This is a genomic window from Paenibacillus sp. FSL H8-0104, assembly GCF_038050215.1.
Taxonomy (GTDB): Bacteria; Bacillota; Bacilli; order Paenibacillales; family Paenibacillaceae; genus Paenibacillus; species Paenibacillus amylolyticus.
Genome location: NZ_JBBOTC010000001.1, coordinates 4,557,298 through 4,580,397 on the forward strand (window position 1 = coordinate 4,557,298; position 23,100 = coordinate 4,580,397).

17 protein-coding genes are annotated in these 23,100 nt (G+C 43.8%); 2 read left to right on the forward strand and 15 right to left on the reverse strand.

The annotated features are described in order from the left end of the window. Nucleotides 1-17: 17 nt before the first annotated feature. The 4 genes from NST38_RS20285 to yaaA (NST38_RS20300) all read right to left on the reverse strand — a co-directional run bounded on the left by NST38_RS20285 (nt 18) and on the right by yaaA (NST38_RS20300) (nt 9,193). Nucleotides 18-4,799, reverse strand: a complete 4,782-nt coding sequence (locus tag NST38_RS20285) for an RHS repeat-associated core domain-containing protein (protein ID WP_341344041.1) — start codon at nt 4,797-4,799, stop codon at nt 18-20. Nucleotides 4,800-4,830: 31 nt separating this feature from the next. After that, nucleotides 4,831-8,127 (reverse strand): hypothetical protein, encoded by a 3,297-nt coding sequence (locus NST38_RS20290; RefSeq protein ID WP_076250943.1) that lies wholly within the window; start codon nt 8,125-8,127, stop codon nt 4,831-4,833. 314 nt (nt 8,128-8,441) lie between these two features. After that, nucleotides 8,442-8,936, reverse strand: coding sequence for a YaaA family protein (locus tag NST38_RS20295; protein ID WP_256720011.1), 495 nt, complete (start codon nt 8,934-8,936; stop codon nt 8,442-8,444). Between the two features lie 35 nt (nt 8,937-8,971). Then, nucleotides 8,972-9,193, reverse strand: coding sequence for a peroxide stress protein YaaA (gene yaaA, locus NST38_RS20300; RefSeq protein WP_256720010.1), 222 nt, complete (start codon nt 9,191-9,193; stop codon nt 8,972-8,974). A gap of 577 nt (nt 9,194-9,770) precedes the next feature. Between yaaA (NST38_RS20300) and NST38_RS20305 the strand changes: the two genes are divergently transcribed. After that, a complete protein-coding gene (locus tag NST38_RS20305) occupies nt 9,771-11,231 on the forward strand; it encodes a S1 family peptidase (RefSeq protein ID WP_076250940.1) in 1,461 nt (486 codons plus the stop codon). A 52-nt stretch (nt 11,232-11,283) separates the two neighbouring features. Here the strand turns inward: NST38_RS20305 and NST38_RS20310 are convergent, their stop codons facing one another. The 5 genes from NST38_RS20310 to NST38_RS20330 form a co-directional block, all read right to left on the reverse strand. Further along, a complete protein-coding gene (locus tag NST38_RS20310) occupies nt 11,284-11,694 on the reverse strand; it encodes a hypothetical protein (protein ID WP_076250938.1) in 411 nt (136 codons plus the stop codon). A gap of 75 nt (nt 11,695-11,769) precedes the next feature. Further along, the gene (gene yaaA, locus NST38_RS20315; RefSeq protein ID WP_076250937.1) at nt 11,770-12,027 is read right to left on the reverse strand and encodes a peroxide stress protein YaaA; all 258 of its coding nucleotides are present in this window, start codon (nt 12,025-12,027) and stop codon (nt 11,770-11,772) included. Nucleotides 12,028-12,156: 129 nt separating this feature from the next. Further along, nucleotides 12,157-13,035 carry a prohibitin family protein gene (locus NST38_RS20320; protein WP_083684427.1) on the reverse strand — a complete coding sequence of 293 codons (879 nt, stop codon included), beginning with the start codon at nt 13,033-13,035 and terminating at the stop codon, nt 12,157-12,159. 397 nt (nt 13,036-13,432) lie between these two features. Further along, nucleotides 13,433-14,185 (reverse strand): peroxide stress protein YaaA, encoded by a 753-nt coding sequence (gene yaaA / locus NST38_RS20325; protein ID WP_076250933.1) that lies wholly within the window; start codon nt 14,183-14,185, stop codon nt 13,433-13,435. Between the two features lie 118 nt (nt 14,186-14,303). Continuing rightward, nucleotides 14,304-14,588: a DUF3139 domain-containing protein gene (locus tag NST38_RS20330; RefSeq protein WP_076250931.1), complete on the reverse strand. Its 285-nt coding sequence runs from the start codon at nt 14,586-14,588 to the stop codon at nt 14,304-14,306. Between the two features lie 231 nt (nt 14,589-14,819). Between NST38_RS20330 and NST38_RS20335 the strand changes: the two genes are divergently transcribed. Further along, nucleotides 14,820-15,590 carry a hypothetical protein gene (locus NST38_RS20335; protein ID WP_076250929.1) on the forward strand — a complete coding sequence of 257 codons (771 nt, stop codon included), beginning with the start codon at nt 14,820-14,822 and terminating at the stop codon, nt 15,588-15,590. Nucleotides 15,591-15,691: 101 nt separating this feature from the next. On the opposite strand, the gene NST38_RS31680 is transcribed toward NST38_RS20335, so the two are convergent. The 6 genes from NST38_RS31680 to NST38_RS20365 form a co-directional block, all read right to left on the reverse strand. After that, entirely contained in the window at nt 15,692-16,318 is a 627-nt protein-coding gene (locus NST38_RS31680) for a cell wall hydrolase (protein WP_076251225.1), read from the reverse strand. Between the two features lie 724 nt (nt 16,319-17,042). Next, nucleotides 17,043-18,260, reverse strand: coding sequence for an MFS transporter (locus NST38_RS20345; protein ID WP_036614537.1), 1,218 nt, complete (start codon nt 18,258-18,260; stop codon nt 17,043-17,045). A gap of 113 nt (nt 18,261-18,373) precedes the next feature. Continuing rightward, the gene (locus tag NST38_RS20350; RefSeq protein WP_076250927.1) at nt 18,374-19,189 is read right to left on the reverse strand and encodes a carbohydrate ABC transporter permease; all 816 of its coding nucleotides are present in this window, start codon (nt 19,187-19,189) and stop codon (nt 18,374-18,376) included. A 49-nt stretch (nt 19,190-19,238) separates the two neighbouring features. Next, nucleotides 19,239-20,111, reverse strand: coding sequence for a carbohydrate ABC transporter permease (locus NST38_RS20355; protein ID WP_017687487.1), 873 nt, complete (start codon nt 20,109-20,111; stop codon nt 19,239-19,241). Nucleotides 20,112-20,114: 3 nt separating this feature from the next. Then, complete coding sequence (locus NST38_RS20360) at nt 20,115-21,389, reverse strand: ABC transporter substrate-binding protein (RefSeq protein WP_076250925.1); 1,275 nt, start codon at nt 21,387-21,389, stop codon at nt 20,115-20,117. 250 nt (nt 21,390-21,639) lie between these two features. Further along, nucleotides 21,640-22,824 carry an LLM class flavin-dependent oxidoreductase gene (locus NST38_RS20365; RefSeq protein WP_076251223.1) on the reverse strand — a complete coding sequence of 395 codons (1,185 nt, stop codon included), beginning with the start codon at nt 22,822-22,824 and terminating at the stop codon, nt 21,640-21,642. Between the last annotated feature and the right edge of the window lie 276 nt (nt 22,825-23,100).

Genomic DNA, 23,100 nt, shown 5'->3' on the forward strand with positions numbered 1-23,100 from the left:
TCTTCCCTACAAAATACTTAATAGTATGGATTCCAACCAGTCCATCCAGTAGGTTTACCATCACTAGTAACAATTACAGTTTGCATAGTATACCCTTTGGGGTTGGCCACATAAATCATAGTAGTTACCGTACCCTTTTTAGTTACTTCAACATTGCCAAAAACTGATGCTACTAAATAGTTTACATTCCCGAATTTTTCACTGGTAACTAGACTTGTAAGTCGTGAGGAAACATCCCCCATAATTGCATCTGCTTTTCCCTTCGTGTAAGTTGTCTCATCGTAAATGCAACCAGTGCAATTATATTTTGACGCGTCCGCATAATAAACTATATTACTTTTAGGATCTACCATTACTTTCATATTTCTTGAAGTATCATTTTGTAAAACAAATGCATTAAAGACGGGATCACTTTGCTTTAAAAGTCCTTGCATTCCTTTATTGCTGTTTCTTATCGCTTTTGCTTGATTTGCAGCTTGGTTTCTTTTTTTGTGTGCGTGAACCCACATTGATGAATTGTCTTTGGATCCTTTAAAAACCCCATCCCAGTAAACCCAATCTGCTTTTAAGGAATTTAATTTCCAGTTAATGTTAAAAACATCTACATCTACGGCCACATGGCCACTCGGATCTACATATTTTAGAGGATTATTACTTACATAAGAGTATAAATTCAAACTTAATGGATCATTCAATTCTCCCTCATACGTGTCCTCACCGATGAAACGTGCCATGCCTGGATCATACCAGCGCGCTCGCAGATATTGCAGCCCTACCGTATCATCCCAATATTCTCCGGCATAGCGAAGCATATTCGGTACGGTTTCCTCTGTTGTTAACGGTCCGCCCCAGATATCATAGGTATAGCTGTTCAACACTTTTCCTGCATCGTCTACAAGGCCAACGACATCGCCATGACCATTCAACTGGTAGTATTCCAGTTTACCTGTTTGCTTGTCCTGGCGAGCCCATAATTGCCCATACAGATCATAGATATAGGCATATGTCAGCTCTGCTTTTCCAGACGTCACAGTGGCCTCAGCCATGAGTTTGGCTTCTTCATCGTAATAATAACGAATCGTTTGGTCGCCTTCCGTACGTTCATACAACAATCCATCTCCATTATAGCTGTAGGTTACCGTTTTGCCTTCACCCGTTGCTTTAATCAGACGATTCTGGCTGTCATACGTATACTGTGCATCCTTTAGACCGTATACCTTACCACTTCCGGTACTGTACCGGTTACCATTCGGGTCATAAGTATACGTTTCTTTTTGCGTACCCGTTTCGGTCTGAATCCGGCTCAATTCATCGTATGTGTATTGATCAGTTTCCCCATTCTGTGTACGGGACGTGATGTTTTTATTACCATCATATTCATAGGCGAACTGTTGCACCGCAGATGTCCCTTGAGAGATCGTGATTCCCGACAGGTCATAGCCGCTGAACTGGTAGCTTGTGCTCAGGCCCTTGCCAAACGACAATTTCTCCAGCAAGCTATTGGACGCATAACTGAATGTCATACGATCCACAGGCGTCGTTCCCGATGCTGCGAGTGCAGAGGCCCCTCCTGAACCCGTGGTAATATCCATGGAGGTTACCCGATTCATGGCATCTACTTCGCCGTGAATGCGCAAGGATTGTCCTTTGGCATCCGTTAAGGTATACCCTAGACGTTGCTGGGTATTGTTTTCGTAATCAAGTCGTGTCCCATCCGGGAACGTCAGTCCGTTCAACATCCCATCTGCCACTCTATAACTGTACGTGGTCTTTCCATGATCATCGGTCATCGATGTTCTACGGCCAATCTCGTCGTACGTATAGGATACATTCGTATCCGGTGCTTTCATACCTGTGAGCATGTTGTCACTGTTATACGTATACTCTGTTACTTTCCCAAGTCGATCCTGTTTTTTAATCAGATTACTTTTCTTATCGTAATATAACGTTGTCGCATACCCGGCTGGACTCGGATGCGTCTGTTTAATGAGTCTTCCCAATTCATCATACTGTTTTGTGACTGTTTGCGTATTCGGTGATACGATCTGTGTCACTTGGCCCTGATAGCTATAGAAGTAGCGGCTTGTCTCTTGCTTCGGTGTTGTCACTGTTGTGATCTGTCCAAGCGCATCATACGTATAGGTCGTTCGTTGACCGTTACCATCGATAGATGCAATTACGTTACCATCGATATCATACTCGGTTTGTTGTAACGGAACATATGCACCATTCCGATATTCTTCCACCGCCGTCACTCGACCAAGTAAATCCTTCTTCTCCCGTGTTTGATTGTCAGCGGCGTCCTTATAGGTCACCGTTTGGGCCACAGCATCAATGTTGGTTGTTTCGATGGTCCCGTCTGGATACTTTGTCTCTATCGCTTGTCCAAACGCGTCGACTACAGCTCTCGTAACATTGCCTTCAGCATCCTCAACAGCCGTAACATTACCTTCGCGGTCATAGGCGTATTTGTACGTAGCCTGAGCCGTCTGCTCTTCTACCAAAAGACCTAACGGATTATACCGCTCGGTCGTGACAATGCCATCTGGCGATGTATTTGTAATGATGTTCTTAACATCATCATACGCCGTAGTTGATTTCGTACCATCAGCATGTACGATTTGTAGAAGTCGCCCTCTCTTATCATACTGATAGGATTCCTGTTCCCCGGATGCATCGGTTGTCTTTTCCAGTTCACCAGCATTCGTATATTGATACGATTCCACGAGGGCTTCTGCTTTACCAGCAGCATCATTCACGGTTATGGACTTGGATTTCACCAAATGCCATGCATCAGCCTGATAACTCAACATCGCTACGCTGTCTTTAGCTAAATAGCCGCCTTTATCCGTGGTGCTGGTGACTCTTCCTTTATCATCCAGCTTCACTTCCGATTCAGTGAGCAACTGCCCGCCGTATCCATTTTTAGTTGTGCTCCGCAGAACGGAACCTTGGCTGTTATAGGTTGTTTCGGTGTATCTCTCCAAGGTACTATTAATCTTGCTGGTCGAACGAATAGGTTTGATCCAGTGATATGGAGCCTTACTCGTTTCATACGCATAAGTGGATTCTTGTCCGGTACTGCGCTTTTCTGAAGTCACCATTCCATTGATATCATAGGTCATGGTCGTGGTTAGCTTCTCGCCTGCACGTCCACCCTCACTAACCCACTCCGTCATTTGAGTCGGAAGGTTTCGCTTCGTCTGGTTATCGTACTGCAACTCCGTTGAATAAGTCACGTCATCTCCAGTTAACGTGTGCTTATCTGCGCGAACCAAATCTGGATGAGCTGCAGCGCTAAACGTTTTGGAAAACGTCCAAGTATCTGCGGTGTTCTCTGCTTTCACTTTCGTTGTCCATAATGCGGATTGACCGTAAGAGTCCAGATCTTCTCCAGAGTACTCAAAGTTAACCTTGTCCAGAACGCCTTCGCCATCCGTTGTACTAAACTGGCTCTTGCGCTCTCTTACTTGGAATACGAAATGAGAGGAAGCTTCGCCAATCTGCTTCAGCGCCGGAATATATGCATAATCCGTTATAGCTGATGAGGGGCTTGTAATGCGCGATAGCAACGCTGTATGCATCACACCTTGAGCATTTTGGTTACTTTGCAAGTCAGGCAGGAAATTGAATTTGGATTCCGGATAATAGTACGTATACGTCGTTGTCCGATCAAGAGCATCTGTGTATTCTAGCAAAATGCGAATGCCTTCGTCCTCGCGTTGCGTGTACGTTGCTTTCCGATCTGTTCCGGCAAGCTGTACAGTAACCTTCAGGTTGTCATAAGCAAATGTCAGCGCCTGACCTTCGCTGTTTTCAATTCGTGCAATAGCTTGGTTTCCGTTCAATGTCGTATAGTCAAAATTCACGGTATTGCGGTAGCCATCTGTAATTTGCAACAGCTCTCCGGCTTCATTAAATAGATAATCGTAGCCGTTTCGGATGGATAGACGATAACTGCTAGATACGCCATTAACAGTCATGGTCGCATCTCGCTTAACGGTTAAATCATTCCATACGTAACCTTCCAGTTCCAGATTAGCATTTAAGCGGTAGTAGCCCACGCCTGGAATAAGAATATACTGATGATCGCCACGCTTTTCCATGAAAGGAATGTCCCAACGCCAGCCTTGCCCCAATCCAGCAGAGAGTTCTTCCTTGCGTGGCGTAACCATATTGGAATACGTCTGTGTGGTTTCGTCATATTCAACGCCCAGCTGTCCACTCGCTCTAGCGCTGTCATAGACGCGTGTCAGATCGAACGAAATGAGACCAGGTAGAGAAAGGTCAGTACTCTGAATCATCATTTCCCCTGTAGCAGTTGAGATGGATTCTGCTCCATATGACGTCATATAAAGCGATGCATCATCTCGGATATCTACATGGTTAAGTCCAGTTTCGTCCACGGTTGTTCCTGTACCTGGCGCATCCTCATTAAGAGCATTAATCGAGAAGTTATTTTGCTGTGATGATCCGGAAGGGCGTAGCCCCTCCATTTGGATCGGTTCACTTATTTCTTGTGCTTCTAGCCATTTCTCAGCAGCCTCGCCGCCTGTGCGATCTGTCTGTAAAGCTTTATACAACTGGTACAGCGAGTAACCTTGATCTAGTTTTTTCTCAATCCAATCTTCTTTAATACCAAATTGCTCTTTTAAACTATGGATTGTAATGTAGGTAGCGGAAGGGAGGGAATCCCTACCCTCAGCCGCCGCTGCTGCTTGTCCTCCATATCCAAAAGAACCGAACCCACTAAGAACCAATATGACGCATAACCAAATAATCGTTATTTTCTTAAACACTCCATCACCTCAACCTAGATTTAGACAATCATTAATTAAATGGGAAAATCTTTTTCGTTCGTTTCGTTAAATTACCGTTGCGATCATACTCAAACACAATTTGATCTCCTGTAAATAGAACGACTTTAAGCAATTGATTGCCATAGCCGTACTCATAGCTATTGTCATTACGAATGTTCATCCATGCTGCTTTTATGGCTCCCTGAATCGGTTTTCCTTCTTTTTCACTTAGCTTGAGATAATAATTCTGTCCACCTTCAAGCTCCCATTCAAGAACGGTATATTGCTCACCATATACCTGTTCTTGCTCTATTGAAGCAGCTACCGGAATGCTCAATTCCTTATCTGAATACAATTCGATCCGAGGTTCAATGGAAAAATCACCTGATTCCTTTATGGCAATCCGATACTTGTCAGAGCTATACGGACTAAAACGGTAGTATACATTCCCTTGCTGAACTGTCGGAAGCACCGTCTCTGTGTTTTCATACAAAGTCAGAAACTCCACTTCCACTTCCTTGACCGTAAAGTGCCGATAAGCACCTACAAATTTCAGCGTTTGAGCTGACACGTTATGCACCTGAATGTCAGACTTTCCAGGTACAAATTGTCCTCCTGTAGCGTTCTTTCCTTCCTTAATAACCACTTGATTCTGATTCCGAATAACGTAATCATAGGTTCCTCCTTCAGAAGGAGAACCAACGAGTATAGCCTCATAAGGTGAGGTGTTCGAGAACAAGAGCGTGTTATTTGGCGTCAAATTCCGCTTGATAAGTGCAGGCTCCTGACTTGAGCTGGCTGTCACAGGAGAATGATATTTAATCGTTACAGGTTCCGTAGATACTACGGTAACAACAAGCGTTGCACCTGCTGGAATATCCCATGTTGCATGACTCATACCTTCCACGAAATACAATGCTTTATTAGATTTATCGTAGACTGTATAATCCACAACGGATGCTACTCCTGCGATTCGTTCAATTTGAGCAGGTTTTGAATCCGGATTCGTAAATACTGCGCTCTGCCCTTGGTTAACAGTGATTTCCGATTCTGGTGAAGGGACTTGATCATCTTGTCCACGGAAAACGCGGTAAATCCCACCATACGTTATGGGTTGATCCGAGATGTTGGTAACAACAACTTTTTTACCACCCAAGACATACGCCTCGATCGCTGTTGCTGTTCTACTGCTTGACACTGTTCCATCTACGTTGTAAATCGTGTAATCATACACCCGTCCCGCGCTGCTGGAAGCATCATTTCGAAGCCTTTTTGGATCTGAGCTTATGTTGGTGAAGGCATAGCTCTCGCCTTTGTTCAACGTTACGCGCAGATAAGCTGGTTCCTGGCTGTCCACTACAGAGAAATCATCCGTGTATTCAAATATTACAGGTGTACTTCCCCCTACGGTAATGACGGCTTCACCACCAGAAGGAATGGTAGCGAGACTTACATTGCTATTGAATTTGTCACTATGTGCTCTACCGTCTGCCTTATACACCACAATATCAAACAGTGCACCTAATTTTTTGGCGTTACTCCGTATTGGGTTGCTGAGTGAGCCTCCATTATGGAATTTGACCGATTGACCCGGTGATACAGTAATCTTAGTTAGTGCTTCATTTGGTCGATCCTCTACATCAAAAATGGTGTAAATCGCCCCTATGGTTACAGGTTGAGCAGATACACCTGTAATTACTGCTTTATTTCCATAGTAAACAACTGGTTCAACCGTTGTTGCTTTTCTTGTACTCCGTTCTGTACCATCTGGATAATAGGTGACGTAATCAAATATCCGCCCTTGGGTGGTGGACGCATCACTGTCGAGATATTCCCGATCAGTAGTGTTATTCCAAAATGTCACGCTTTCTCCCTGTTTGAGTGTTACGCGATGGTACGCAGGTTCCATGCTTTCTTCAACCGAGAAATCATCCGTATAACTAAACTCAATTGGGACTTGCCCAACTACAGTCACGACTGCGTAACCTTGTGAACGAATGATCGGATTTGTATTTTTGTTGAATCCATCCGAATGAACGACGTTTTCTGCTGTATAAAGAACATAGTCAAAAAGGGCTCCATTGGAACTGCTGGCATTGTTTTTTATCGGATTGGCCAACGAACCATTATTACTGAAAATCATAGATTCTCCAGGATATACAGTGATTCGAGTAATTGCATCGCCACCGGCTTTTTGGACATCAAATGTCCGATAGGGCACACCATATGTTACAGGCGTTGCTGTAACCAAAGTTACAACGGCGGTTCTTCCTGCTGCTACAGTAGGTTTAGTGGTCGTATTCGTCCCTGTAGAACTTTCCGTTCCATCCGGAAGATAAACAACGTAATCATGCTTATCTTTGGTCGTTCCATCCGTTTGGAGTGCATCGGATTTGGAACTGATATTAGTGAACTGGTAGCTATCTCCCTGATATAGCGTTGTACGCGTATAGGCTGGCTCATCGCTCCATTCACCGGTATAGACTTCATAGGGAAAACCAACACTAACAGGCTGTGAGCCCGCTCCAGTAATAATGATTTCGTTCCCTCCCGCAAGTGAAGGTTTCCCAGTCGTTTCGAAATTGGAAGCTACAAGACTACCATCTTCTTTGTATGAAGCGTAATCTATCTTCCTGTCCTGAGCTGTGGAAGTATCGGCACTTAGAACTCTTGACTGTGTCCCTTCATTAAAGTATCGATAGCTCTCTCCTTTGGATAACGTAACCCTAAGCATGGCTGGGTTAGCTGATACACTGTAAGAAAATTCTGAACGGATTGTCACTGTAAACGGATTCTGACCCGTAGAGGTGATTACAGCTGTATAGCCTGAGCCTACTGATAAACTGCTAATAGAGTTCATGTTTTCGCTCATGATGCTGCCATCTGGTCTATAAATAACGTAATCGTATGCACTGCTTCTTGAAGTCGCGGCATTGGTACTTAACGATCTTGCGGCACTTCCGTTATTCGTGAACGTATAGGAATCTCCGGGACTCATGGTCAAAGTTCCATCTGCCATGGCCATAGCTTGAGGAGAGAAAGAGTTTTCCCCATATGTATCATCAGTTACCGTCGCTTCATCTTCTGCTTCTTCGATAACTTCATCTACACCTTCTGGTTCTTCGTAGACATCCGGATCAATAACATCTAGATTCTCGCCGTCTGTTAAAGCTGATTCCTCCATAGAAACATCAACATTCTCCGCGCTACTTTCACTTGTTATTATGGCATCCGATTGGTCCGAAAGCGCATAACCGCTAGTCGGATACATGGTTCCAATCAACAACAAAGCCATCAGAAAAACAATAAAACCTTTTCTTAAACTCATGGAATTCATATTCCTCCTTTATGTTTTTTATCCATTTACTCCCTCAACAGATGTATAAATGGAGCCTAATAAATCATTATCGTCATTTTCCTTATTTTAGGACATAGTAAATTAGTCCCTAAATTCAGGGACTTTTTTCCTTTTATATCTCAGATAACAATTTAAAATATAACCTGTCATTATCCTGATACAAAATATATTCCTATTTTGATTAGGACTTAGATTTAATATCTGAAAAATAAAAAAGCCGCCAGTTGGCGACTTTTAATTGAATCAAATAGTTATCATTCTGGTACATGATCAGCGCACAGCAGCTACTGTACCTCTGCTTGTATAAAAACAAACGTACTCTCGTCGGATCGTTCTTCTGAAAAAGCGAAATTCAACCGATCAAAGTTTCTTACATCCCTCACATCTGTAATCTTATGCTCTGCCATATAACGTACCATTTCACCTCTGGCCATCTTGGCCCAGGTTGCCTTTTCAACAAGCTTCCCATTGACCATTTGTCCGAATACACAAGTAATGAACCGGGTTTCCTCACTCAGAAAAGGTAAAATATTTTTGCTATACTCTTTGGAAGCCAAATTAAGAATACAGTTGCTGTCCGCTTGAAGTTGATCTGCCAACTTGCTGCCCCAGAATTGATAGAGCGATTTGAAGCCCGGACCTTGTAACTTGCCCTGCATCTCCAACCGATAAGGGGTAACCCCATCCAAAGGCCGCAACATGCCATAAAAACCGGATAAAATACGTAAATGCTGCTGAAGATACTCTAATTCCTCATTTTGAAAAACACCCGGAGCCATATATTGATACTGAATGCCCTCATAGGCATAGATGGCTATGTAAGATTTTCCTTTATATTCATATTCTGAATCCGTTCCACGTTCTGTTCGGCGATTGCATCGTTACACTTCCACATCGCTTTGAGTTCGTCATAGGATAACTCTTGAAGCAGACTCATTAGCTGTTCTGACTCGTTTATAAACTGCGGCATCTGCGCGATAGCCATAAGATCGGTATCAATCTTCATCTTTTTAGCTGGTGATATGATAATTCTCATCGTGCTAATCCATCCTTAATCTACCGTTGTTTTTGTCGTTATCCATTGTACAGGATTGGGCAGGCGAATCCAATGTCTAGCGCGTTCATTACAACTCGAAAAGTTCAATTGGTTTTTGAATATGGATTAGGCATAAGTTGTACTCATTGCTCTCCTCTATAAGTGAAGGGGGTTATCCTTCATTTTGACGACTACAGGATACTGTGTCGTTTTACTGCGACGAGCAGTAATACTAATAATACCATGTTTATCCATACCCCTTTCAACAGTTGACCACATCAAAAATCATCTCCAAGTTTTGTCATATCATTCTTATAAAACCCATACAATAACGTCATTTAATAGAATGCTTCTTTAATATAGTCAAAAAACCGCCGTCTATCGACTCGCTACAATAAATTTAGCGTGTACGCTCAAAGATATTCGACTCTGACCTGTATTAAGTATCATATTTCCACCTTTGTTAAATGTTATATAATGTAGTATTTTGTCACTTAATCAGGTATTTCTTCCTATTCAAAATATAAACAAAAAAATCCATAATAGATCTAAATTAATATAAGGAGGTTATATAAAATTGAAGAAACGATCTATGCTTCTTAGTTTTGGTCTTTTACTTTCCCTCTTTGCAGGCAGCACTTCCTCAGAAGTTTATGGTGCAGATGACACAAAACAGTCCCCCCTTTCGGAGTCTATAGTTAGCGATATAAAGGATATATCTCCAATTGTTACATTTCCAGAAGATGAGATGGCTCGCGAACTTGAATTTAATGAGGAAATAGTTCAAAAACATCAGCGATACCGAAAGTCAAATAACCTCGATTATTCCAATCAGGCTATCATGAACGCATTAAATTCTTCTAATGCAAGAGATACTATTCCAAAATATAGTATAGCGCTCACTGAAGAAGAGGAAAGATACATTCAAGAAAGAGATGAGCTTATGAATAAGTATGGACCCCAAATATCAAACTTACTCACTAAAAATGGTGTAGTATCTGCAAAAGGTCCAAATAATGACATAATAGAAAAATATAGTGATATTGGAACATTTCATCAGGAAAAAGAAAACGGATTAAAATTTGTTATTGGTTTCTCGGTAGAAAATGAAGAAGTCAAAGAAATTAAAAAAGCAATTGAAGCGCTTGTCCCAGCAGAATATTTAGAAATCAAGAAAGTAAATTTCTCAGAGGCCGAACTTGTAAGCGCCTATGAATCTGTGATAAATGAAAGTAAGCAGCTTGGGATTCCTTTCGAAACTGTTGCTGTAAGAGTAAAAGAAAATGTGGTTGAGATTCAACTTGCCGACAGTACGAATGCAACGAAGTTAATGGCATCTAGCCCAATTAAGGCGCTAACTGTAGAAAATGATAATATTTATAAAATAGTGACTGGCAAGTCGAATGAAAAACTGGATGCAAGAAACACTAAGCTTGACACTATGGTTGGTGGATTACTTATCGCTGATACTGCAACAAACTCTACAAATTCTATAAACTATTGTACAATAGGAACCTTGGCCACAAAGAGTAGTGATCGCTTTATTATCACAGCTGCACATTGTCTCGAATCATGGAATACCAATAATGCATACCAAGGCGGTTCATTAGTTGGAACAGAGCATTTTTCTTATAACGGAAACTATGCCGACGTAGGTGTTATCAAAGTACCGTCTACTAAAAAAATTTCTAACTACGTCTATAAATATTCTTGGACGGATAGCAAAATCACTTCTTATCAAACAAGTACAAATTCCCTCAATGTAGGTGACAATGTTTGTTTATCTGGGGCAACTAGCGGTTTTAGCTGCGGATCAGTTACAGCAAAAAACATCACCTCAATAGGAAACAGTGGGTATATGGAGGCTGATGTTGTTTCTCTTGGAGGCGATAGCGGAGGAACTTGGTGGTATAACGGAGTTTTGATTGGCATACACAGATCTGGTGACGGCGCTTCGTTTGCAAGATTCTCGCATATTTCTAATGCAAAAGCCTATGGTGGGGATTGGACTCCATATACATCAGATACAGCTAAATAATTGTAAGAACTAATTCAAAAAAGCGATCTAGCTAGATCGCTTTTTTTCAATTTTATTCTGCTATATTTATTTCTTTGGCAATAGATGTTGGAGGAACAGTATCAAGATGTTCTTTTTCAGCAACATAATTGATTTTCACCCCAATCTCCAGAGCATTAAAATCTTTTTTTTCTAGTGAGATGTCTTTTAGGTCTAGCCATTCTAAGTTATATTTATTTTTTTTTAAAATCTCCTGAACGGTTTGACCCGTAATTTCTTTTAGGTTTGACTGTAACTCGGGATTTTTTGTGTCTAATGCAAGCAGAATTTTCTTCTGTCCCTTTGACTCCTGCTTTGCAAGGACAATAGCCTCAGACGTCTTTAGAGCGTCTTGCTGTTCTGTTGAATTGTTAGAATGGTCACCTTTACCGCTACAACCTGTAACCATAAGAATCAAAATGAAAACAGACAATATAGATTTCAATGTCTTCCTCTCCTTTCCAAAAGTACTTATTAGACGGTTAAAGTAATGCGAAGGTTGCAAGCCAACGGAAAGTAACTATTGCGAAACCAAACGTGTCTTACGTTTTTCTGTGTTTGGCCAATTTGCTTTTATATTCATATTCCGAATCCGCTCCACATTCTGTTCGGCAATTGCATCGTTACACTTCCACAACGTTTTGAGTTCATCATAGGATAACTCTTGAAGCAGACTCAATAGCTGTTCTGACTCGTTTATAAAATGCGTCATCTGCGCGATAGCCATAAGATCGGTATCGATCTTCATCTTTTTAGCTGGTGATATAATAATTCTCATCGTGCTGATCCATCCTTAATCTACCGTTGTTTTTGTCGTTATCCATTGTACAGGATTGGACCGGCTTGTTCATTAGAATTCAACACATTAATTTGTTAAGAAAGTAAGACGTGCACTTCAAACCACTAATTAGGGAGATACGCTTCCCGCGCCACTATTTTGCTCTACTTTAGTACCCGGTAATTGAATCATTGGCGTGTTTGACCCACTTACATATGGAAGGGCTCCATCCCATTTCTTGATGGTTTCATATTCAACGAGTTGACTCGATAATGATTGTTGAAGCTCTTTATTTGCTTTAGCTTGACCTTCTGCTTCGATCAATAGTTTGTCTGCATTACCTTGCGCTTCCACGCGCTTACGATCTGCTTCTTTTTTGGCGATCTCAAGTTCAGTCGTTTTACGTTCCAGTTCTTGAGAAGCTTCAACACGCTTATCGATTGCTTCCTGAGTCTTAGCGTCAGGTTGAGGAACACCTACAGTAACGTTTGATACAATAAAGCCTAAATCTTTAACGTCATCAGAAAAACGTTGTTGCACGTCTACTCCTGCTTCGGATGACTTTTCACCATACACATCAATGACTGTAAACTTGGAGATACCTTTACGAGCTGCGTCACGGAAACGTGTTTTGAGATATGTATCCTCAATTTCTTGAATGCTAATTGGCCCAAATGTATTAAAGATAGAAGATACTTTACTTGGTTCTACTTGGTAGTTGTAAGCAAAATCGATTGTGATGTTTTTCCCGTCAGAAGTAGCAATCTGAATATCTCTGTATTCCACCGTTTGAATTCGGATCGGATATTTCGTCACTTTATCAAACGCTCCAACGAGTTTCCACCCTTGACTCAGTGTGCTATCTTTTACGCCTCCATTGGGTGAATAAACGACCCCAACATATCCATTAGGAATTCGTGTTAAAAAGAAGGTCACCAGTAATACTCCTACAATAATAACGAATGCAACTGTAATTGCCCCTACTCTAAACGTCTTTGAATTTTTCATCACCATTCTCCTCTTGTTTGAATTTATTGTATTTCTTCAGAATTCTACTACCTATTTTATTGAATAGCGGGATCATTAATGCCCATAGAATAAATGCTAGGATCAAGATTAAAATGATTCCCCCAATAAATGGCATATTCGTCCTCCCCTCTTTGGATGTAACCGAGTACAAATTTATAAATAACAACTAATTATATCCTTCTTTATATATACTTTGTAAATTCATATTAGGTTTCAAGGATATTCGGCGTCACTTCCTGTAGACCTCTGTAGATACAAACATATTCCGAACAAGACTGCCTTAGTCTTACAAAAAAAAAGCCATCAAATTATTTGATGGCATTTTACGAATGCGTAACCTATACAAACCAAAATTTATAAACCATTGTGCAACAGGCTACTGTCCCTCTGAATATATAAATACATAAGTACACTCATCCGACTTCTCTTCTGAAAAAACAAAACCTAACCGATCAAAGTCTCTTATATCCTCCACATCTGTAATCTTCCGCTCAGCCATATATCGTACCATCTCACCTCTAGCCATCTTGGCCCGGGTTGCCTTTTCAACAAGTTTCCCATCGACCATTTGTCCGAATACACAAGTGATCAACCGGGTTTCCTCCTTCAGGAAAGGCGTGATGTTCTTGCTATACTCTTTGGAAGCCAAATTTAGAATACAATTGCTTTCAGATTGAAGTTGATCCGCCAATTTGCTGCCCCAGAATTGATAGAGCGATTTGAAACCTGGACCTTGCAGCTTACCCTGCATCTCCAACCGATACGGCGTAACGCCATCCAAGGGCCGTAAAATGCCATAAAAACCGGATAATATGCGTAAATGCTGCTGAAGATACGCCAGTTCCTCATTTTGAAAAACGCCCGGTGCCATATATTGATACTGAATGCCCTCGTAGGCATAAATGGCTGGCGTAAGATTTGCTCTTATATTCATATTCCGAATCCGCTCCACGTTCTGTTCAGCGATTGCATCGTTACACTTCCACATCACTTTCAGTTCGTCATAGGATAACTTTTGAAGCAGACTCAATAGCTGTTCTGACTCATGTATAAATTGCGGCATCTGCGCGATAGCCATCAAATCGGTGTCGATCTTCATCTTTTTAGCTGGTGATATTATAATTCTCATCGTGCTAATCCATCCTTAATCTACCTTTGTTTTTGTCGTTATTCATTGTACAGGATTGGATGGGTAAATCCAATGGTGTTGCATATTATCCTCTATTATCTTAGTACGTATGATTGAATTATTCATGCGGATCAGGCGTCAGCTGAATCCATTCATCTGCTCTATAGTAGATATATTCCTGCGGATTGTCCTTGAATTTGACGACAACAGGATACATCGGCATTTTGCTTCGACGAGCAGTGATGCTTATAATCTTATTTCCATCTATTCCTTTTTCGGCGGTTAAATATGTTCTCAAGTCATCCTCCAGCTGCTTCATATCACTCTTATAAGAGCCATACCATGTAAAAGAAGCGATGACCACTAGTGGAACTATAACTAATGAGGTCTTTAGCAACTTCATTTTTACTCACCCTGACTTTAATTTATATACTAATAATCCGAATTTCTCCAATCTGATTGAACCACCTTATCTAGAATAGGCCCTTGCTACTAGATCAGATCAAAACTTGTCAATATGCTATTACCTGAAGTTGGGTCGAAATTCTCATGGGTGACTATGATCTGGTTTGTTATGATTATAAATAAAACGTATTTAAATTAGTAGGGTCTATGAGAAAGGGTGCCGCTTCTTATGTTTATTGTTCATCTATTGCTCGCTCTCGCACTGTTGGGCGGTTCAGACAGCTCCAATGATGCCACATCTACACAACTTCAAGTCAATCCGTTACAACCTCATCCTGCTTATTCTGAACTAGTCTTGGAATCCGGTTTAAAGCCTTTCCGTTCTGAACGAACATACAAAGGATATGATCCAGACTATAATCAATTTGAGCAGGCTGCTAAAATTCTACAAGACAAGCTTCTTGAAAGCGCACTACCACCACTTCTATCCAAATCCGGAGATACAGGTACATTTGATTATGGAGGACATTTAAAATTGTTAAAAACTGTCCCTCTGAAGCAAAGTATTGAATTCGGCCCATTAACTATTCACATGATGGATGTACAATTATTAGAAGCTAGTGATATACCAAATGATACTAGTAAAAACATTTCTATTCTGAACCAAGAAGATATTGGTCCTGATATGACGTATATCAAAATCATCTACAGTGTAGAAAATACAACGGATCAAAATATCGGATTTTACGGTTTGAATTCCATTCATCCGAACACCGGTAAACCAATTTCAGCAGACCGTAATTTCATGAGGAAACCCTATGTTTATCATCAATATGACGGTGTAGTCATGGATAACATGGGCTATGGTTTAGTCTATACAGATGACCCCGACAAGCTGGAATCCATTGAATTGGTTTTCAATAGAATCTATGACTACGACACTGGAGAAACCATTGTAGAGCCTACTTCGTTAAATATTCCTTTCACGTTCCAGAAGTAATATTAAACCCCGGTCACGTACCTGCAGATGAGCAGCATACAGCCGGGGTCACTTGTTGTTTTAAAAGGATGCCTTTGATTTATTTAATATCTCAAACTATCTCATCTCGTAAAATCATGCTGACCAATCGTCAGCAACGTTGGCCTGCTCTTACTCCATACCGAAGTCGCAATCTTCGGATTGTAATAATACAGCGCTCCATTCGTCGGATCAACACCATTTAATGCTTTGCGTGCTGCCTTATAAGAGGTCGCCGTCGGCTTGGTATTAAACTGGCCATCGTCCACCGCCGTGAACTGACCTTTCTGGAAAATGACCTTCGAGATCGATGACGGGAATTCACTCGAATGTACCCGATTCAACACAACCGCTCCTACAGCGACTTGCCCTTCAAAAGATTCTCCGCGCGCTTCACCGTGGATCAGCTTCGCCAACTGGCGTAACGTCTCGCCTTCGGCTTTGGCCTTTTTGTTCAGTCTGTTCAGTGTTGCTGGACCTGCAACGCCGTCTGCACTCAGTCCCTGCGCCTGCTGGAACTTGCGGACAGCGCTTTTGGTAATCGAACCGTAATAACCGGTCATTCCCGCATCAAAATACCCCAGGTCACTTAATTGCTCCTGCAATTGCAGCACATGTTCACTGCGAACGCCTTGTTCCAGCTTCTGTGCCCCCGCAGAAGGTGCTGCTACGGTCAACCCGACAGCCATCGCACAAGTACCGAGAAGCATACCCACTCGTCCTGCTCTTTTGCCTGCCTTTCTCCCTCTCCGATGGGTTACTTTTCGACTAACGGTGATAGGCTCTATGAAGTCAGCACCCAACTGCATATCAGACCCCTCATTTGTGCTACCGACTCTAATCCGTACATCCTCACTGCCCGTGTACTCCATATTTTTCGTAATCGTCATGTTATTCATAATATTGGTGACCTCCATCTCTTTCGTAGGTTTACTTTCATCCACAACATACACATCATACATTCCGTTTATCTCACTACGTCCATTAATGTTATTATCGCTGTACATTACATGTATGTTGTTATTCCCATGTACTCGCACCATGTCAATCACGTTGTTGTGGCTTCCATTTATGCTATTCGCTCGAGTCGCTTCACCCATCGTATTGTTTTCATTGAATTCACGCATTTGATCCATTTCACGCTTGATCTTCATCTTTTCGTTACCCTCCACTTTTCTGAATCCAGATCCCACTTCTTTCCCCTGAATCCTCACAGTTGGACATCCCGAGTGTCATTATAGGATATAGAAAAAACGAAGTCTATCGGACCGATGACGCAGTGAAAAAACGAAGCTGAACATAACAAAAAGAGGCATGAGCCCATGGTCACACCATGGTCATGCCCCTTCTTGTATCAACCATATACCGCTTGTCTAACCCGTTTTTCCGTAGGCAGGCAGACCTGTACAAAAGTTGCGTTGTATTTATTGACAATTACTCAGCAAGTTCCTGACCCTTCGTTTCCCGGCCCCAGAACAGTACAGCCGCTGCGCCAATGAGGATTGTCACGAAGAAAATCGTGAAAATCAGGCTGATTGCCACTTCGCGTTGAACCAGCATACCGACCATTAATGGAGCCAGTACGCCACCGATTCGGCCAACCGATGTGGCAAGGCCAACACCTGTCGAACGAACGGAAGTCGGATACAATTCCGGGCTGTAGGCGTACAGACCACCCCAGGCTCCCAGATTGAAGAAGGAAAGACAGATTCCTGCGGTCAGGATCGTGGCTTCCGTTGTAGCCAATCCAAACGCAATCGCACTGAATGCAGTCAAGGTAAGGTACACAACCAGTACGAACTTGCGCCCGTAACGTTCAATGAAGTACGCTGCGGTGAAGTAACCTGGCAACTGTGCAATCGTCATGATCAGCACGTATTGGAAGCTTTTAACCAACGTGAATCCTTTTGCCATAACAACCGAAGGTAGCCACAGGAACATTCCATAATAAGAGAAAATGACGGTAAACCACAAAATCCAGAGCATCAACGTTGTACGGCGATGTGGTGCTGACCAGACGGTAGCCACTTTTTCGCGGAACGTGATTTTATGAAGCTTGGTATGATTCTTGTACCGCGGCGGGTCCTGAATGGCACGACGCAGATACAGTGCATAGAACGCCGGAAGCGCACCAATGGCAAAAGCAATTCTCCATCCGTACTCCGGGATGACAAAGTTGGCAATGAGCGCGGATACAATCCAGCCCCCTGCCCAGAAACTTTCCAATAATACAACGGCACGTCCCCGTTCCGCTGTAGGCATCGACTCCGATACCAGTGTGGATGCCACGGGCAGCTCTCCGCCAAGTCCAATACCCGCAACCAGACGCAGTGCACACAATACGGCGAATCCAGTCGCCAATGCAGACAGACCGCTTGCAATCGTAAAGATTAACAAGGTCCACATCAGTATGGCCTTCCGTCCAAAACGGTCCGCAAGTGCACCTGCAAGCAAAGCACCGAGCGCCATACCGATCGAGTTAATACTCGTAAGCACGCCGACTTGTCCGGGACTGAGACTCCATTCCTTGGCGAGTGCAGCCACGATAAAGGAGATCATACCAACTTCCATCGCATCAAACAGCCAGCTCATGCCGGCACTGAACAGCAGCTTGCGCTGCTTGGGATTCCGCAATACTTCCAGTTTGCTCATCACTTATAGCTCCCTTGATCTCTATGTAGTCATTCTGACACTAAATCATTATTATGCAGAATGCTCCAGAAATCAATGCAAAATAAGCTTTTCCTTCCGATTTCTGCGATACCTCACCCCTTGAGTGAACCCGCTGTCAGACCTGCTACAAAGTAACGCTGGAGTAGAAGGAACAACGCAATCATCGGAATGGCCGTTACCAGCACACCCGTAAGCATCATCGGATAGTTCGTCACGTATTCCCCGCGGAACTGCATAAGTGCGAGCGGTAAAGTGAGCTTGGACTTACTGCTGAGCATCAGCATCGGAATAAGCAAGTCATTCCAGACCATGACGAGCAGGAACGTAGCCGTTGCAGCCAGCGAAGGTGCAGCCAGTGGCAGTGCAATCCGCGTATAGAGTCTCCACTCGCTTGCTCCATCCATACTGCCCGCTTCCAGAATCTCCGAATTGAGCATGCGCATGAAACCTGTCAGCATAAATACTGAGACAGGCATCAGCATAGCCGCGGATACGACAATCAATCCCGTGAGACTGTCCGACCACCCGAGTGTACGCGTGAGGGAATAGATTGGCAGCATACTCACTTGGGATGGAACGATCAACCCTGCTACGTACAGAGCAAACACGATTTTTCCTACACTGCCGCCCCAGCGGACAATGGCGTAAGCAATCATGCTACTCAGCAATAACTCAATGGCAACCGTACCAAGCGTCACGACCAGACTGTTTCCGAAATATTGCCACATCGGCTGATTGCGGAACATGCCAGTGATGTTATCCCACGTAAACGGGTCCGGCCAGCTGAACGGACTGGTGAAGAAGTTGCTGCTTGTTTTGAACGAGGATACAAATACAAAGTACAGCGGCACCAGAATCAGCAGCGCGTACACCAATAAGATCAGGCGATTGAACCATTTTAAAAACATGTGAACTCCCTTCTGCCTCGATTGCAGGATGAATGCTCCAACATCAACCTCAATAACTTACCCGGTCGGCACGCAGTGCCTTGAACTGCAACAGCGTCAAGAGCGCGAGCAACACCAGGAAGATCATGGAACCGGCAGAAGCCAGACCAAATGAATAGCTGCCAAAGGCGGTATGATAGATATATGTTGTCAAAATTTCAGTTGCGTAGTTCGGGCCTCCGTCCGTCATGGTAAAAATGAGGTCAAATGCCTTGAACGACTGAATGGTCGTATAGGCCACAACAATCGTTGCCGAAGGTGCCAGCAGTGGCCAGGTCACGGTACGAAATACCTGCCATTTGCTGCCGCCATCCATGCGAGCCGCTTCATACAGTTCTGCCGGGATGCCTTGCAGACCTGCGATGAATACAATCATCATCTGTCCGGCATGGGCCCAGACTTGTACCGCAGCGATGGAATAGATGGCGATCTTGGGATCACCAATCCAGTTACGAGCGATGCTGCTCATGCCCGCTTCATTCAGTCCATAGTTGATTAGTCCGATAGATGGATCATACATAAATGCCCAGATCAGTCCAACCGATACGGAGGACAGAATCGCAGGCAGGAAATACAATGCCCGAAGCACAATGCGTGTCTTGGTATTACGTACCAAGAGCAGGGCCAGGACAAGTGAAATAAAGGTTTGTGCAATAACAACCGTTAACATGAACTCCACGTTGTTGCCAAAGGCTTTGCGGAATACGATGCTGCTGAGACTGTCCTTGTAATTATCCAGCCCTACAAATGCATACGACGGGGATACCCCATCCCAGTCCGTAAAGGAATAGAACAGCCCCGTCAATGTAGGAAATACGAACAATCCAACGTACAGCAGCAACCCGGGGATCAGAAACAGGGATAGCTGAAGACGGTTTTTCATCGTTTATTTCCCGATATGCTGATCAATGATCGCTTGTGCCTGCTGTGCTGCTTCTTCCGGAGAAGTGCCGCTCAGTACAGCCTGAATGGAGTTGGTTACTGCTTTTTGATTATCTCCGTTCAGGATGGTGAACCGTGGCTGGAACACGGTCTTTTTGGTTGCCCATTCTCCGGCTACCTGAAGCTCAGGCGTATCGTACTTCACACCATTCACCGTTACATTTTGTCCCGTTTGGTTGGCATAGTCACTCGCTACATCGGGATTGCTAAGGAATTCGAGGAACTTCTTCGCTTCTTCCGGATGTTTTGACTTGCTGTTCACCGCGAGCATGAACGTAGTAGTATGCACTCCTTCATACTTCGCTTGATCTGCACTTACTGTAATCGGTGCAAGCAGTTTTTGCTCCAGATTAGGATTCTGCTGCTTGTTCTGAGCCAATTGATACGATCCACTTGCCAGCATCGCTGCTTTCTCTTGGATAAACAGTGCGCCCGCCGCAGGGTCTTTCGTACCCAGTGCATCCTGTTGGAAGTAACCTTTATCGTTCAGTTCCTTGATTTGAGTCAACGTTTTCACCCAGAACTCATCCGTCAGTTTGGCTTCGCCCGCTTCTACTTTGGTAAAAATGTCGTCACTCGGTGCATTGTTCATCACCATCGTATTCATGAATTGTCCTGGGCCAATGTCCGCTCCGGCAAAGGCAATCGGAATGATGCCATTGTCTTTCAGCTTCTGGCAAAGTGCCAGGAAGCCTTCCCAATCGGTCGGCGGCGTCAAGCCGTATTGTTCAAACAGCTTTACATTATAAATTGGATCGTTATATACGAGTTGATACGGGATCGCATATTGCTTGCCATCGTGCTGTCCTGATTCAATCAGCTTGGAATTGTAGGCCGACAGAAACGATGATCCGGTCAGGTCCGTGAACAAGCCGGCTTTGGTGAAAGCTTCGAACTGTGCACCCGGGAAGGAGGCAAATACATCTCCTACCGAACCGTCACTGATTTTGGATTGTACGGTGGACTGATATTGATCGGAAGGCAGCGTCTGCATCTCCACTTTAATGTTCGGATTTGCTGTCTCAAAAGCGTCAATGGTTTTGTTCAGTGCTTCCACATCTTCTCCACGCCAGTGCATGAAGCTGATTGTAACTTTACCTGAACCCGAGGAGCCGTTCTCTCCAGATGACGTGTTATCCCCACCGCCGCAAGCTGACAGCAGGATGGACATCACCAGCATACTGACAAGCGGCAGGATTAATTTTTTATTTTTTTTCATGAAAGACGACCTCCTGAGGATGCTTGATATTTTAACTAAAGAATGTTTATACTGACCACTCCGATGACAGAATAACCTTCCGATCGCTGTTATCCCCGGATTTTTTGAATCATTTTTCTCAATGGTTAAAATCCGGGGATAAAGGCGAGATGATGCTTACGAAGTAGCTTTCTTTCAGAAAGCTTTTAGCTTCGCTTCTTCAGATCGGTTCTGCCCTCTCCGTTAAAGTGTAAAAAAAGGGGCTCTTACTTTAGTTAGTAGTAACTTGATGCTGCTTCTGTCTTGTTTTCCATTTCTCGCGAATGATCGGCATCACGGTCCGTCCGAAGATTTCGGCCTCTTCCAGATGCGGGTAACCGGACAGAATGAAGGTTGTCACGCCAAGATCTCCATATTCCATCAAACGTTCTGCGACTTGTTCGGCTGTACCCACAATGAGGATCGCACCGCCGGAACGCACAACGGACAAGCCTGTCCACAGGTTGGGACCTACGACAAACTGCTGCTTCTCGGACAGTTCCCGTAGCTCGTTCTGTCTGCGTTGGTTGGTTGCATCCGTCTCGGCAAAAGCGGCTTTGGCTTTCTCAATCGCTTCTGGTGGTACTTTGCTAATAATCTCCCAAGCTGCTGCCCATGCTTCTTCTTCGGTATCCCGAATGAGTACCTGAGCACGCATGCCGTAACGGAGCTGACGATCTTGTCCCGTTTCCTCTTTCACCTGCTGACGAATGACCTCAATCTCTTCGATCTGCTCCTGAATCCAGTCATGAGGCTCGCCCCACATGAGGAACGTATCCGCATGTTCAACAGCGACCTTTTTCGCAATCGGAGAACTTCCTCCCAGATAGAATGGTGGATGCGGATTTTGCACCGTCTCCGGCATGCCTACCGGTCCTTTGAAGTTGTAATACTGGCCGTTGAATTCAGGATTGGGATCACTGGATGCATCTGCACCAGATTTTGAACCATTTCCGGCAAACTCCGTCAGATTCAGTCCCGTCGATTGGGTCCATGAACGCTTCATGACTTCCATATACTCGCTCGCCCGCACATACCGCTCATCATGCGCATGTGCCAGTGGATCGCCAAGTTCCTCCAGATCTCGAACAGAACTGCCTGTCACCACATTGATCATGGCTCGACCACCCGATAGCTGATCCAGTGCCGCTCCCATTCGTGCAGCGAGCACGGGGGTAACTAATCCCGGGCGAATGGCGACAAGGGGACGCAATGTCTTCGTGTGACTCATCACAGCTGAGCCGACCACCCATGCGTCCAGACAGGCTCCCCCTGTCGGAATCAATACAAATTCGAATCCTGCCTTCTCCGCCGTCTGTGCCACATCGATCAGATAATCCAAACTTGGCTCCCGCTCCGGGGCAACCCCTACATACTTACCATCCCCTGCTGTAGGCAAAAACCATCCAAACTTCATTTCTTCCTGTTCGCTCACAAAAGTCAATCCCTTCTATGATAAATTGCTCTAAAAATGTTTCACTCAAGCACTTCGGTTACAGAAAACCTTCCGAGCACTCTTGTCCCCAGATTTCTTCTCATTCCCCTTTCATGGGGAAATCTGGTGACAAAGGCGCACGCTTCGCTTCTTCAGGTCCTTTCTGTCCCCTCCGTTGTCGTGTCATTCTTTAAATTGATTTATTAGGCATATCCAATCTCAAATGCCGATTAATTAACTTGGTTTAATAGGTATGGA

Excerpts from the sequence above, each read along its gene's own strand:
- NST38_RS20290 (WP_076250943.1), bottom strand. The coding sequence starts at position 8,127 with ATGAGTTTAAGAAAAGGTTTTATTGTTTTTCTGATGGCTTTGTTGTTG.
- NST38_RS20295 (WP_256720011.1), bottom strand. The coding sequence starts at position 8,936 with ATGGCTCCGGGTGTTTTTCAAAATGAGGAATTAGAGTATCTTCAGCAG.
- yaaA (WP_256720010.1), bottom strand. The coding sequence starts at position 9,193 with ATGAGAATTATCATATCACCAGCTAAAAAGATGAAGATTGATACCGAT.
- yaaA (WP_076250937.1), bottom strand. The coding sequence starts at position 12,027 with ATGAGAATTATTATATCACCAGCTAAAAAGATGAAGATCGATACCGAT.
- NST38_RS20320 (WP_083684427.1), bottom strand. The coding sequence starts at position 13,035 with ATGAAAAATTCAAAGACGTTTAGAGTAGGGGCAATTACAGTTGCATTC.
- yaaA (WP_076250933.1), bottom strand. The coding sequence starts at position 14,185 with ATGAGAATTATAATATCACCAGCTAAAAAGATGAAGATCGACACCGAT.
- NST38_RS20330 (WP_076250931.1), bottom strand. The coding sequence starts at position 14,588 with ATGAAGTTGCTAAAGACCTCATTAGTTATAGTTCCACTAGTGGTCATC.
- NST38_RS20335 (WP_076250929.1), top strand. The coding sequence starts at position 14,820 with ATGTTTATTGTTCATCTATTGCTCGCTCTCGCACTGTTGGGCGGTTCA.
- NST38_RS31680 (WP_076251225.1), bottom strand. The coding sequence starts at position 16,318 with ATGCTTCTCGGTACTTGTGCGATGGCTGTCGGGTTGACCGTAGCAGCA.
- NST38_RS20345 (WP_036614537.1), bottom strand. The coding sequence starts at position 18,260 with ATGAGCAAACTGGAAGTATTGCGGAATCCCAAGCAGCGCAAGCTGCTG.
- NST38_RS20350 (WP_076250927.1), bottom strand. The coding sequence starts at position 19,189 with ATGTTTTTAAAATGGTTCAATCGCCTGATCTTATTGGTGTACGCGCTG.
- NST38_RS20355 (WP_017687487.1), bottom strand. The coding sequence starts at position 20,111 with ATGAAAAACCGTCTTCAGCTATCCCTGTTTCTGATCCCCGGGTTGCTG.
- NST38_RS20360 (WP_076250925.1), bottom strand. The coding sequence starts at position 21,389 with ATGAAAAAAAATAAAAAATTAATCCTGCCGCTTGTCAGTATGCTGGTG.
- NST38_RS20365 (WP_076251223.1), bottom strand. The coding sequence starts at position 22,824 with ATGAAGTTTGGATGGTTTTTGCCTACAGCAGGGGATGGTAAGTATGTA.